Origin of the sequence: Bradyrhizobium hipponense (assembly GCF_008123965.1) — a bacterium.
Lineage (GTDB): Bacteria > Pseudomonadota > Alphaproteobacteria > Rhizobiales > Xanthobacteraceae > Bradyrhizobium > Bradyrhizobium hipponense.
The window spans coordinates 20,120-32,809 of sequence record NZ_VSTH01000099.1 but is presented as its reverse complement, the minus strand read 5'-3'; the positions used below and the strand labels follow the sequence as shown (position 1 = coordinate 32,809).

The following is a 12,690-nucleotide window of genomic DNA, read 5'->3' as shown; positions in this document are numbered from 1 at the left end:
ACGCTTTTCCCCTACAGCGCGGCAATGCTGTTCCAGACGAGGGTAAGACCCGACACGAACAGAAGGCCGAGCACGACATCGCCAAAATGCTTGTCGTTCAGCGCGTGATAGACGCGCGCGCCGGCCCATGCGCCGATCAGCGTGCCCGGAAAGGCGACCAGCGCGAGCCCGACCACCTTGAAGGCGACGAGGCCCGAGGCAGTCTGCAACACCAAAGCGGTTGCGAGCACGGTGAAATTGAAGAGCTGGAAGATGCCGCGCCGCTCCTGCTTATTCCAGCCGCGGATGTTGGCCCACAGGATCGGCAGCGGCCCCGACAGGCCGGCGAGGCCGCCGAGAATGCCGCCGGCAAAGCCGATCGCGCCGTCGGCGATCCGGCCGCCGAACGTGACGGCGAGCGGCTTCTTGTTGAGATAGAGCGCTGTCGAAAAGATCAGGATCAGCACGCCGACGCTCAGCTTGAACACTTTTGGATCGGCGGACGCCACCATCATGATCCCGAGCGGCACGCCGGCGAGGCCGCCGATCAGGAACGGCCACACCAGCGAAAGGTCAAAGCTCTTCCACATCGACGGCAGCGTCGAGGTCTGCGCGATCACCGAGCAGATCAGCACCAAGGGCACCGCGTGCGAGGGCGGCAGCACGTAGAGCCAGATGCCGAGCGCCATAAGCGCCGTGCCGAATCCGGCCAGCCCCGAGACGAAGCCGCCGGCCAGCGCGCCGAACAGCAGCAACGCATAGTTGGACGCTTCCACGGGTGAATTCCTGTCGCTTCCAGCGATCCCGAAGCGGTGACCGCCGCTTGGCGCATAGCACAGATGCGACCGGAGCGGTCAATCTCAAAGCCGCACGCAAGCGTGATGGCGCGAGGCGGGCGTTCGGATCATGCTCTAGACGATCTGCTTGCTGTCGGCGGGCTTGTGCAACGCGCCGACGAGGATGCGTAGCGCCTCCGCCAATTCCGCTCTGTTCCGCGCCGCGCCGAGCGAAACACGCGCCGCATGCGGCGGTGTCCCATTGACTGCAAAGGCATCGGCGGCCACGACTGCGAGCCCGTTGCGCAACAGATGTGCCGCGACGTCGGGGCGACCTTCGGGCAGCCGCAGCCACAGATGATGCGCGGCCGGCTTGGCCAGGAACTGAAAGCCCTTCAGCGCGCGCTGCGCGAGTTGCTGGCGGCCGACGGCCTCGTTGCGGATGGCGGTGATGATGCGGTCGGCGATGCCGTTTTCGAGCCAATGCGTCACCAGCGCGACCATCAGCGGGGCCGGCATCTGCACGGTGGCCTGCAAATGGCTCCGCAGCTCCTGCTGCGCGCCGCTGTCGGGCGTCACAAGATAAGCGACGCGCAGCGCCGGCGCGATGCATTTTGACAGCGTCGTCGCCAGATACGTTCGCTCCGGAATGAGGTTGGCGATCGGCGACGCCGAGCGATCAAGCAGCCCGTAGGCATCGTCCTCGATCAGCGTGGTGCCGGCATCGCGGATGATTTTTGCGATCGCGCTACGCCGCTCAGGGAGAAGCGTGGCGGTGGTCGGATTGTGCAGCGTCGGGATGAGGTAGACGGCTTTTGGCTTAAGCGCGCGGCAAGCCTTTGCCAGTGCGTCGGGCAGGATACCGCCATCATCCATCGTGACCCCGGCGAGCTTGACGCCGAGCCGCGCCGCGGCCGCCTTGATGCCCGGGAAGGTGAGCGCCTCCGTCAGCACGACGTCGCCGGGCCGCGCGAGGCAGGCGAGCAGGTTGAACAGGATCGTCTGCGCGCCCGGATAGATCACGAGCCGGTCGGCATGCGCACGCGGAACGCGTGCGCGCATCCACCTTGCTGCGACCTCGCGCTCATGCGCGCTGCCGCCGGGCGGCTGGTAGTTGAGGTGCGCGGTCAATCCCGATTGCGCGCGGATGACCTCGAGCCCCGCGATGATGCGCTCGTCGAGCTGCGCTTCGAGAGGATGCGGCGGCACGTTCATCGAGAGGTCGATCGCGACGGGATGCGGCACGTCGACCGCGCGGCGCGCGCTGGTCTCCGACACGAACGAACCCTGCCCGACCCGGGCCTCCAGGATCCCGCGACGCCGCGCCTCGGTGTACGCGCGCGTCACCGTGGTCAGGTCGACGTCGAGCGCTTTTGCCAGCGCGCGCTGCGTCGGCAATTGCTGGCCGCGCACCAGCCGGCCAGCCGCGATATCGGCCTCCATGGCATCGACGATGCGCTGGTAGCGCGGTCCGCTCAGCTCCGAGATTGTAGGGATCCAATCCATGCAAATATGGCCCATATTCTTTGAATGTATGGATGCAAGATATTATTGTATGGATCGTTGAAAAGAAAGAGGTGGGGTCATGGCGACCGGTTCAGTCTCTCTGGCACAGGCGATATGGCGCGGTTTTCGCGGCAAGTGTCCGAACTGCAGGGAAGGGCACATGTTCGGCCGCTTCCTGAAGGTCGCCGATAGTTGCGACCACTGCGGCGAGGAGCTGTCTCACCAGCGCGCCGACGACTTTCCGGCCTACCTCGTGATGGTCCTGGTCGGCCATCTCGTGGTGCCCGCGATCCTCGCGGTCGAGACTGCCTATGCGCCGCCGGTCTGGCTGCAACTGGCGGTGTGGCTGCCGGTGACGCTGTTCGCCTCGCTCGCATTGCTGCAGCCGACCAAGGGCGCCATCGTCGGACTGCAATGGCAGCTCGGCATGCACGGGTTCGAGGCGAGCAAGCTGCGGCGCGAGGCAGGGCAGCTTGTCCTTGCGAAAGCGGCGCGGCACTAACCGACGCGTCATTCCGGGGCGCGCAAAGCGCGAACCCGGAATCCATTCGTCCACCGACTCTGCGGCCTGATGGATTCCGGGTTCGTGCTGCGCACGCCCCGGAATGACGGAGAAGAAAATGGTGAGGGGTCCGATGCGGTCAGCATCGAACCCCTCGTTGCAAGATATCAGCCGGCCTGTAAGCCGGGTTCTGTAGGGCACCGCCTGCTTGCGCCGGCGATGCGTGACGGCCATTCCTCTGGGGCAATGTTTGCACATTGCCTCGAGCAACCTACCCGGACGGCGGGCCTGACATCGCCCCGCGGCGTTATCGCTTGCGCGAACAGCCCGCTTAAGCCGTCCCTATTCGGTTTTGCTCCCGGTGGGGTTTACCATGCCGGCCCCGTTGCCGGAGCCGCGGTGCGCTCTTACCGCACCTTTTCACCCTTGCCCTGCGAAGCCCGAAGGCGAAGCAGGGCGGTTCGTTCTCTGTGGCACTTTCCCTGAGGTTACCCTCGCCGGACGTTATCCGGCACCGCATGTCAAGGGAGCCCGGACTTTCCTCCCCGGCGGCCTTTCGGCACTTGCAAGGGCGGCCGTCCGGCCGACTGACGGCTTACGCATGGGCATTTGTGACGGTTCCGTCAAGCGGAGATCGCCGCGCACGCGGCTTGCAAATAATTTATCCTGAAGGTGTCGTTTGACGTGTGGCCCGTTCGACTGGATGTCGGCAACCCAGCCGAACAACAGGAGTAAGCGATGCAGTATCTGCTACTGATCTATCGGAACGAAGCGGAATTGAGCAAGATGACCCCGGAGGACCGCCAGAAGATGTCGGCGGAGTACGGCACCTATACACAGTCCATTGTCCAGAGTGGCCATTTCAAGGCCGGCGACGGACTGCAGCCGACGACCACCGCGACCACCGTGCGCGTGCGCGAGGGCAAGACTCTCACGACCGACGGCCCGTTCGCGGAAACGCGTGAGCAACTCGGCGGCTATTATCTGGTCGAAGCCAAGGATCTCGACACCGCCATCGCGCTGGCCGCGCGGATTCCCGGGGCCCGGGACGGATCCATCGAGGTCAGGCCGGTCATGATCTACAAGTGATCTCTCCGGCCGACATCGATCGAATTTTTCGCGACGAGGCGGGGCGGGCGCTGGCCACGCTGATCCGCCTCGTCGGCGATTTCGATCTCGCCGAGGATGCGCTCCAGGATGCCTTTGCGGTCGCGGTGGAGCGTTGGTCTACGTGCGAGGTGCCCGACAATCCGCGCGCCTGGCTGGTCAATATCGGCCGCAACAAGGCGATCGACCGCATCCGCCGCCGGGCTGTTTTTCGCGCCAAGCAGCAGGCGCTGGTGCATGAGCTCGAGCTCAATGCGCACGCGCCCGACGAGCCGCCGGCAATGCTCGACGACGACATGCTGCGGCTGATCTTCACCTGCTGCCATCCCGCATTTGCGCCCGAGGTCCAGGTCGCGCTGACGTTGCGCACCGTCTGCGGCCTCTCCACCGCGCAGGTCGCCCGCGCCTTTCTGGTCAGCGAAGAGGCGATGTCGCAGCGGCTCGTCCGCGCCAAGCAGAAGATCAGGCTCGCCGGCATACCCTACGAGGTGCCGGAGCGCGACGCGCTGGCGCCGCGGCTCGACGGCGTGCTCGCCGTGATCTATCTCGTCTTCACCGAAGGCTATGTGGCGACTTCGGGCACGGACCTGATGCGGCCCGACCTCGCGGTCGAAGCCATTCGGCTCGGCCGCTTGCTCGATCGGCTGATGCCCGGTCGCGCCGGGATCAAAGGCCTGCTCGCGCTGATGCTGCTGCATGACGCGCGGCGCGCCGGGCGCGAGACCGCGGCCGGCGACATCGTGCTGCTGGAAGAACAGGACCGCACGCTGTGGGATCGCGCGCAGATCGAGGCGGGATTGCTGCTGGTGGACGACGCGCTTCGTGCGCCCGGCCGGCCGCACCCTTATGCGGTGCAGGCCGCGATTGCCGCACTGCATGCCCGCGCGCCGAGCTACGCGCAAACCGACTGGCCGCAGATCGCCGGGCTTTATGAGGTGTTGCTGCGGATCAACCCATCTGCGGTGATCGAGCTCAACCACGCAGCAGCGGTGTCGATGGTCGACGGTCCGGCGCGCGCGCTCGATCTCGTCGACGCAATCGCCGCGCGCGGCGCGCTCGAAGGCTATGAGATGTTGCCCGCGGTGCGGGCGGATTTGTTACGGAGGCTTGGACGGAAGGACGAGGCGCGCGCTGCGTATGTTGCGGCGACGGAGGCGACACAGTTGGAGCCGCTGCGGAGATTGTATGCGCGGCGGATGAACGAACTTGGCTAGCCGCCAAAACCTCCGTCATTGCGAGCGCAGCGAAGCAATCCAGTCTGCCTCCGCTGAGACGGTCTGGATTGCTTCGTCGCAAGAGCTCCTCGCAATGACGAGCATGTGGCTAGCATCGTCACTTCGCCGCCACCGCCGTCCCTTCCGCCGGTAGGCTCGCCAGCAGCGCTTGCAATGTCGACAGCGTCGAATGATCCGCGACGCCATCGAGGCGCGCCGGGCGGAAATGGCGCTGGAAGGCGGTGACGACTTCCATCGTCGCAGCGTCGTATTTGCCGGTCAGCGGCACGCCGTAGCCGTATCTGGCGAGCGCCTGCTGCAGGCTCAGCACCTCGTCGCTGATGGTGCCGAGCATGAGGCTCTCGCCGCGCACGACAGGTGCGGGCGTGACCCAATGGCCGACGCCAGAATTTGCCAGCGAATGCCACGGAAATTTTTCGCCGGGGTCCTTCTTGCGCGCCGGCGCGACATCGGAATGGCCGAGCACCCGGTGCGCCGGAACCTTGCGGCGGAGCATGATGCCGCGGCACAGCGCGATCACGGCCGCGATCTGGCGCAGCGGAAATTCCGGATAGCCCCAGTCATGGCCGCGATTGACGATCTCGATGCCGATCGAGCACGAGTTGATGTCGTCCTCGCCGGCCCAGGACGACATGCCGGCGTGCCAGGCGCGCTTGGCCTCCTGCACGCATTGCACGATGCGACCGTCCTCGAGCACGACATAGTGCGCCGAGACCTCGGTGCCGACGGAGCAGAGGCGCGCCAATGCGCCCTCGACGTCGGGCATGCCGGTATAGTGCAGCACGATCATATCGGGCTGCCGTCCCTTGTTGCGGTCGCCGTGGTTCGGCGAGGGGATGATGTCCGACACGATTGAGGAATCCGGGTCGAACGTCCGCATGATCGCCGCAGTCTTGGGAACCGGGAGAACGCGTTGACGCTTCGAGTCGGGTCCAGGTGGCGCGGGCGAACCGGGCGGCATAGGCAGCTCAAATCGAACGGGGGAACCATAGGCCGTTAAGGCCCTCACTTTACTATTCCTTTACCCTCCCGCCGGCGCAATCGCGCGGGGCGGTTAACGGATGCATTTTGCGCCTTGTGTGTGGATGAAGCATCACCGGCTCGCGACCTTTTCCACTTGTAAGGAAACGATCAACGCTTTCTTAACGCTAAGGGCCGTTACTGAGAGGTGAAGAGCCGACCCGCGTCCGGAGGCGGCCAAAGCGTTTTTGGCTCGAAATTCCATGGCTGCCCGACAAATTCCACTGGGAACACCGGGCTTGCTGTCCGGGGCGACCGGGTTCGGCAGCCATGTTGCACAGGGGTTGGGTCGTGGAACCGCCGCGACGCGGAACAATTCGAGGCGCAATGGGCTTGCCCGCCCCCAATTTGGTATGGATGTTCGTTCGGACGTCCACTTGGGCGCTCGGCAGGCGTGCCGCATGAGCTCGGTTCCGCATATCCCCGTCCTTGGCCGCGAGGCCATCGACTATCTCGCACCGCGCGAGGGCGGCATCTATGTCGATGCCACCTTCGGCGGCGGCGGCTACAGCCGCGCCATCCTCGACGTGCCGGGAACCCGTCTGATCGCAATCGATCGCGACCGCACCGCGATCGCTGATGGTGCCGAGCTGGTCGAGCGCTCCGCGGGCCGGCTGACGCTGGTCGAGGACCGCTTTTCGAACCTTGATGAGGTCTGCGCGGCGCAAGGTGTCGACGCCGTCGACGGCGTCGTGATGGACGTCGGCGTCTCCTCGATGCAGCTCGACCAGGCCGGTCGCGGCTTCTCGTTCCGCCTCGACGGTCCGCTCGACATGCGGATGGGGCAGTCGGGGCCGACCGCGGCCGACGTTGTCGCGCGCGCCTCGGAAGCTGATCTCGCCGACATCATTTATCTCTTCGGCGAGGAGCGGCATTCGCGCCGCGTCGCCCGCGCCATCGTGGCGGACCGACAAGAGACGCCCTTCACGACCACGCGCGCGCTCGCCGATCTCGTCGCCAGGGTGGTTCGTTCAAAGCCCGGGGACATCCACCCCGCGACGCGGACGTTCCAGGCCCTGCGCATCTTCGTCAACGAAGAGCTCGAGGAACTCCAGACTGCGCTGGCGGCAGCCGAACGCGTGCTGCGGCCTGGCGGCCGGCTCGTGGTGGTCTCGTTCCACTCGCTGGAAGACCGCATCGTCAAGAATTTCCTGTCCGAGCGATCCAGGACCGGCGGCGGCTCGCGCCATCTGCCGGAAATGGCGCAGACAGCGCCGAGTTTCCAGCTTCTGACGCGGCGGCCGGTGATCGCAGGCGAAGAGGAAGTTGCGCGCAATCCGCGTGCCCGTTCCGCTAAACTTCGTGCCGCCGAGCGTACGGCTGCGCCCGCGCATGACGACGGCGAGCCGTCGTCATGGCCAAGACTCTCCGACGTGATGAGGGGTGGCTAGCGCATGCGCATCATCCACCTCCTCGTCATCGGCGCGCTGATCTTCGCGGCCGCCTATGTCTACCGGATCAAGATGGATTCCACGGCCCGCACCGAGAAGGTTTTGCGGTTGCATGCGGAGATCCGCGAGCAGCGCGACGCCATCGCGTCGCTGCGGTCCGAATGGGCCAAGCTCGATGCGCCGCTGCGCCTGCAAGGCCTTGCCGAGCGGCATCTGCCGCTGAAGCAGATCAACGCGACGCAATATGACTCATTGAAGAACCTGCCGGAGCGTCCGCCGCGGATGTTCAGGCCAGGCGAGCCCGACCCGATCGGGGCCATGCTCAACACCATCGAGGCTGCGAGCGATCCGGATGCGGTGACGGGCTCGGTGCCTCAGCCCGAGGACAAGCAATGAGTGCTGCAACTCCGGCCAAGCCTGTCGAGAAATCAAATGAGCCTTGGCGGCAGCGGCTGATCCGCAGCCTGCTCTACGGGCGCAATGTCGACCGTGCCGCCAAGGCGCGGGCGCGTGTCGGGCTGGCGATCCTCGCCTTCGCCGGGGTCTATGCGCTGATCGGCGGCCGGCTCGTGATGTTTGCGATCGGCGCCGACGCCCACAGTGCACGGCGCGCCGCGGCGCAGGAGGTGGTCGCGACCGCGCGGCCCGACATCGTCGACCGCAACGGCGCGATCCTCGCAACCGACGTCAAGGCGTCGAGCCTGTTCGGCGAGCCGCGCCGCATCATCGACAAGGACGAGGCGATCGAGCTGCTGACCGCGACCGTGCCCGACCTCGACGAGGCCGAGGTGCGCGAGCGCCTGAAGACGCGCAAGGGCTTTGTCTGGCTCAAGCGCGAGATCACGCCGAAGCAGCAGCAGGACATCCACAAGCTCGGCATTCCCGGCATCGGATTCCTGCGCGAGAACAAGCGCGTCTATCCGACCGGCAACGAGGTCGCCCACCTCATCGGTCTGGTCAACATTGATAACCAGGGCATCGCCGGCATGGAGAAGTGGCTCGACAATCAAGGCCTCGCTGATCTCCACCGCGCCGGCTTTGCCACCGACCGGCTGCAAAAGCCGATAGAGCTGTCGGTCGATTTGCGCGTCGAGCACGCGCTACGCGACGAACTCTCGAAAGCCAAGGAAAAGTTCCACGCCAAGGCGGCGTCCGGCATCATCTCCAACGTCAAGACCGGCGAGATCGTTGCGCTGGTTTCGCTGCCGGATTTCGATCCCAACAATCCCAAGGAAGCCCACGACCCCGATCGCATCAACCGCCTGACCACCGGCGTCTACGAAATGGGATCGACGTTCAAGGCGTTCACGCTGGCGATGGCGCTCGATTCCGGAAAGATCAACCTGAACTCGTCGTGGGACGCGCGCGGAAACCTGCACTATGGCAAGTTCACCATCCATGACAGCCATCCGCTCGGTCGGTTCATCAACACCAAGGAAGTGTTCACCTACTCGTCGAATATCGGCGCAGCGCGGATCGCGCTCGGCCAGGGCGTCGAGGCGCACAAGGCGTTCCTCGCCAAGATGGGCCAGTTGACGCGGCTGCGCACCGAGTTGCCCGAGAGTGCGGCTCCGCTGGTGCCGCGCCGCTGGAGTGAGCTGAACACGGTTACCGTCGCGTTCGGTCAGGGCCTGTCCGTGGCGCCCCTCCAGGCAGTGATGGGCATCAACGCCCTGGTGAACGGCGGCTATCTCATTCCTCCGACATTCATGAAGCGCAGCGAAGCGGAAGCGGCGGCGCTGGCCAAGCGCGTGATCAAGCAGGAGACCAGCGACAAGATGCGGTTCCTGATGCGGCTGAATGCCGAGATCGGCACCGCCAAGACCGCCGACATCAAAGGCTATTACGTCGGCGGCAAGACCGGCACGTCCGAGAAGGTCATCAACGGCCGCTATGCCAAGAAGCGGGTGCTCAACTCCTTCACCGCGATCATGCCCTGCGACGATCCGAAGTATCAGATCCTCGTGATGCTGGACGAGCCGCAGGCGCTGCCGGAGACCCACGGCTTCATCACCTCGGGCTGGAATGCGGTGCCCACGGGCGGCAAGGTGATCGAACGGATCGCGCCGCTTCTGGGCGTCGAACCTCGCTTCGACCTGCCGCCGTCCGAGCGCCTTATTCTTGCAGCATCCAGAGCAACCCAGTAATCAACGGGTAGCCCGTCGCCGGTGCTGAGTCGGTATTTTACGCCGATTCGGCGTTCCGGCACGGCATGTCGACTGGAAGACCATGAAACTGCGCGATCTCCTTGGCCAAGATGTCCTTGGCAATGATGCCGCGATCGAGGCCGCCGCTGCCGCGCTCGATGTGACAGGGCTTGCGCTCGACAGTCGCGCGGTCAAGCGCGGCGATGTTTTCTTCGCACTCGCAGGCAGCAAGACCGACGGCGCGCGCTTCATCGATGCGGCCGTTGCCGCAGGCGCGGTCGCCATTGTCGGCGACCATCCGCCGGCGGCCTGCAAGGTGCCGTTCATCAGCGTCGCCAATCCGCGCCGCGCGCTGGCGCTGGCCGCGGCGAGCTTCTGCCCCTTGCAGCCGGCGACCATAGCCGCGGTGACCGGCACCAGCGGCAAGACCTCGGTCGCGGCGTTCACGCGGCAGATCTGGGAGCGGCTCGCGCATGTCTCCGCCAGCATCGGCACCATCGGCCTGGTGTCGCCGAAGCGCACGGTCTATGGCTCGCTGACGACGCCCGATCCGATCGCGCTACACCGGCAACTGGATGAGATCGCACGCGACGGCGTCACGCATCTCGCCTTCGAGGCGTCTTCGCACGGGCTCGATCAGTATCGTCTCGACGGCGTGCGCGTCTCCGCCGGCGGCTTCACCAACCTCTCGCGCGACCACATGGATTACCATCCGACCGTCGCGCATTACCTGGCCGCAAAACTCAGGCTGTTTCGCGAACTGGTTCCGCCGGGCGGCGCCGCGGTGATCTCGGCCGATCATGATTGCTCGGCTGAAGCGATCGAGGCCGGGACGGCGCGCGGCCTGCGCGTGATGGCCGTCGGCCGCAGTGGCGATGGCGCAGGCGAGGGCATTCGTCTCGTCGATGCCGTGGTCGAAGGTTTCTCGCAAGTGCTTGCGCTCGAACACCGCGGCAAGCGGCATTCGATCCGGCTGCCGCTGGTCGGCGAATTCCAGATCGAGAACGCGCTGGTGTCGGCCGGCCTTGCGATCGGCACCGGCAGCGATGCGGCGAATGTGTTTGCAAGCCTCGAACATCTCGAAGGGGCCAAGGGCCGGCTCGAGCGCGTCGGCGAGCGCAACGGCGCGCCGATCTTCGTCGATTACGCGCACAAGCCCGATGCGCTGGCGAAGGCGTTGCAGGCGCTGCGCCCTTACGCCAGGCGACGACTCATCGTCGTGTTCGGCGCCGGCGGCGATCGCGATGCCGGTAAGCGGCCGATCATGGGCGCGATCGCGGCGGAGAACGCCGACGGCGTCATCATCACCGACGACAATCCGCGCAGCGAGCGGCCCGAAGCCATTCGCGCTGCAATCCTTGCGACCGCAAAGGGCGCGCGCGAAATCGGCGACCGCGCCGCGGCGATCCGCACCGCGATCGAGGACCTGCAAGAAGGCGATGCGCTACTCATTGCCGGCAAGGGCCACGAGACCGGGCAGATTGTCGGCGGCCAGCTGCTGCCCTTCAGTGATCACGAGGCGGTCGCCGCCGCATTAGCGTCGAGGGTTGCATGAGCGCGCCACTATGGACAGTTGCCGAAGTGGCGCGTGCGCTGGGTGTTGCCGGAACATTCCCGGACACGCCAATCGGTCTCGTCACCCAGGACAGCCGGCTGGTGAAGCCGGGCAGCCTGTTCGTTGCGCTCAGCGGCACGCCGAGCGGCGGCTTCGTCTCGGCCTTCGCCAGTGCGCGTGACGGATGGGAGTTCGCGGACAAGGCCGAAGCTTCCGGTGCGGCCGCAATGATCGTGCCGCACGAGATCGCGGGGATTCGCATTCCGCAGATTGTTGTGAAGGACACGCTGATCGACGGTCTCTGGGGCCTGGCACGCGCCGCGCGCGCGCGCTTCAACGGGCCGGTGATCGGCCTGACCGGCAGCGCGGGCAAGACCAGCACCAAGGAATTTCTGGCGGCCTATCCGAACGCCTTTGCGAGCCCGTCGAGCTTCAACAATTTCTGGGGCGTGCCGCTGACGTTGTGCAACGCCAGGCCCGATGCGAGCCTCTGGGTGGTCGAGATGGGCATGAACCAGCGTGGTGAGATCGCGCGGCTCAGCGAATTGACGCGGCCGACCGTCGCTCTCGTCGTCAACGTCCAGCCGGTGCATCTGGAAAAGCTCGGCTCGCTCGAGGCGATCCGCCGCGAAAAGGTGTCGATCGCACTCGGTTTGCCCCCGGACGGCGTGCTGGTGCTGCCGGCCGGGATCAAGGCGCCCGAATGGAAGGGCAAGGTCGTACGTTTCGGCGAGAATGCCGAGGTGCACGAGATCACGCACGCCCCGCATGGCGAGAGCTGGCAGGTGGTCGCCGGAATCGGCAAGAAGGAGCTCGCATTCAGCCTCACGCCGGGTGCGCCGCACCGGGTGCAGAATGCGCTTGCGGCACTCGCCGCGATCCGTGCGGCGAGCCTCGATGCGGCGACGCTCGCGATCAAGCTCGACCGGGTCGGCATCATGACCGGCCGCGGCGTCGAGCAGGTCGTCGGCGGCGTTACCGTGATCGACGATAGTTTTAACGGCAATCCGGCCAGCGTGGCTGCTGCGCTGCAAAGCCTTCAGGCGCGCCACGTGAGCGGCGGTCGCCGCATTGCGGTGCTCGGCGACATGCTGGAACTGGGCGATGACGCACCAAGCTATCACGCCGGTCTCGCCGGGCATCTCGCAGGGATCGACGGCGTCTATTGCGTCGGGCCGCTGATGCGCCACCTCCACGACGTGCTGCCGGCCGGCAAAGCCCTCGGCTGGCATGACGATCCCGCCACGCTGCAGCCCAATGCCGTCGCAGGCCTGCTGAAGGCAGGCGATGTCGTGGTTGTCAAGGGCAGCAAGAAGATGTTCTGGGTCAACAAGTTTGTGCCGGCACTGGTGGCCGCCTTGCAGGCAAAGGCGTAAACTGCTTGGAAGGCGCTGTTCCAGATCCCACCCTTTGCGGCGCGAAGCCGTCCGGTTTCTTAGAGGTCGCCCGACCATGACCAAGACCTGCGCAAC

Annotated in this window: 11 protein-coding genes and 1 other RNA gene; 8 read left to right on the top strand and 4 right to left on the bottom strand. The window is 65.8% G+C overall.

The annotated features are described in order from the left end of the window. Positions 1-11: 11 nt before the first annotated feature. A complete protein-coding gene (locus FXV83_RS27130) occupies positions 12-755 on the bottom strand; it encodes a sulfite exporter TauE/SafE family protein (protein ID WP_148742645.1) in 744 nt (247 codons plus the stop codon). Positions 756-890: 135 nt separating this feature from the next. Beyond that, a complete protein-coding gene (locus FXV83_RS27125; protein WP_187436186.1) occupies positions 891-2,261 on the bottom strand; it encodes an aminotransferase-like domain-containing protein in 1,371 nt (456 codons plus the stop codon). 79 nt (positions 2,262-2,340) lie between these two features. Here FXV83_RS27125 and FXV83_RS27120 point away from each other — a divergent pair, with 79 nt between their 5' ends. Further along, positions 2,341-2,763, top strand: a complete 423-nt coding sequence (locus FXV83_RS27120) for a DUF983 domain-containing protein (protein ID WP_148742643.1) — start codon at positions 2,341-2,343, stop codon at positions 2,761-2,763. A gap of 163 nt (positions 2,764-2,926) precedes the next feature. On the opposite strand, the gene rnpB is transcribed toward FXV83_RS27120, so the two are convergent. Further along, positions 2,927-3,354, bottom strand: an RNA gene (gene rnpB / locus FXV83_RS27115) — RNase P RNA component class A. A gap of 147 nt (positions 3,355-3,501) precedes the next feature. On the opposite strand from rnpB, the gene FXV83_RS27110 reads away from it, so the two are divergent. Both FXV83_RS27110 and FXV83_RS27105 read left to right on the top strand, forming a co-directional pair. Continuing rightward, positions 3,502-3,852 carry a YciI family protein gene (locus FXV83_RS27110; RefSeq protein WP_148742642.1) on the top strand — a complete coding sequence of 117 codons (351 nt, stop codon included), beginning with the start codon at positions 3,502-3,504 and terminating at the stop codon, positions 3,850-3,852. Beyond that, a complete protein-coding gene (locus FXV83_RS27105) occupies positions 3,852-5,084 on the top strand; it encodes an RNA polymerase sigma factor (protein WP_187436194.1) in 1,233 nt (410 codons plus the stop codon). Before FXV83_RS27110 ends, FXV83_RS27105 begins: the two co-directional genes overlap by 1 nt. A gap of 118 nt (positions 5,085-5,202) precedes the next feature. Here the strand turns inward: FXV83_RS27105 and FXV83_RS27100 are convergent, their stop codons facing one another. Further along, entirely contained in the window at positions 5,203-5,985 is a 783-nt protein-coding gene (locus tag FXV83_RS27100) for an N-acetylmuramoyl-L-alanine amidase (RefSeq protein ID WP_148742640.1), read from the bottom strand. Between the two features lie 541 nt (positions 5,986-6,526). Here FXV83_RS27100 and rsmH point away from each other — a divergent pair. The 5 genes from rsmH (at position 6,527) to FXV83_RS27075 (ending at position 12,594) form a co-directional block, all read left to right on the top strand. After that, entirely contained in the window at positions 6,527-7,516 is a 990-nt protein-coding gene (rsmH, locus tag FXV83_RS27095) for a 16S rRNA (cytosine(1402)-N(4))-methyltransferase RsmH (RefSeq protein WP_187436184.1), read from the top strand. Positions 7,517-7,519: 3 nt separating this feature from the next. After that, positions 7,520-7,912: a cell division protein FtsL gene (gene ftsL / locus FXV83_RS27090; RefSeq protein WP_148742638.1), complete on the top strand. Its 393-nt coding sequence runs from the start codon at positions 7,520-7,522 to the stop codon at positions 7,910-7,912. Continuing rightward, positions 7,909-9,663: a peptidoglycan D,D-transpeptidase FtsI family protein gene (locus tag FXV83_RS27085; RefSeq protein ID WP_148742637.1), complete on the top strand. Its 1,755-nt coding sequence runs from the start codon at positions 7,909-7,911 to the stop codon at positions 9,661-9,663. The genes ftsL and FXV83_RS27085 overlap by 4 nt, the downstream gene beginning before the upstream one ends. Before the next feature lie 82 nt (positions 9,664-9,745). Beyond that, on the top strand, positions 9,746-11,218 hold the full coding sequence (locus FXV83_RS27080; RefSeq protein WP_148742636.1) for a UDP-N-acetylmuramoyl-L-alanyl-D-glutamate--2,6-diaminopimelate ligase: 1,473 nt from the start codon (positions 9,746-9,748) through the stop codon (positions 11,216-11,218). Further along, positions 11,215-12,594, top strand: coding sequence for a UDP-N-acetylmuramoyl-tripeptide--D-alanyl-D-alanine ligase (locus FXV83_RS27075; RefSeq protein WP_148742635.1), 1,380 nt, complete (start codon positions 11,215-11,217; stop codon positions 12,592-12,594). Before FXV83_RS27080 ends, FXV83_RS27075 begins: the two co-directional genes overlap by 4 nt. Positions 12,595-12,690 lie beyond the last annotated feature (96 nt).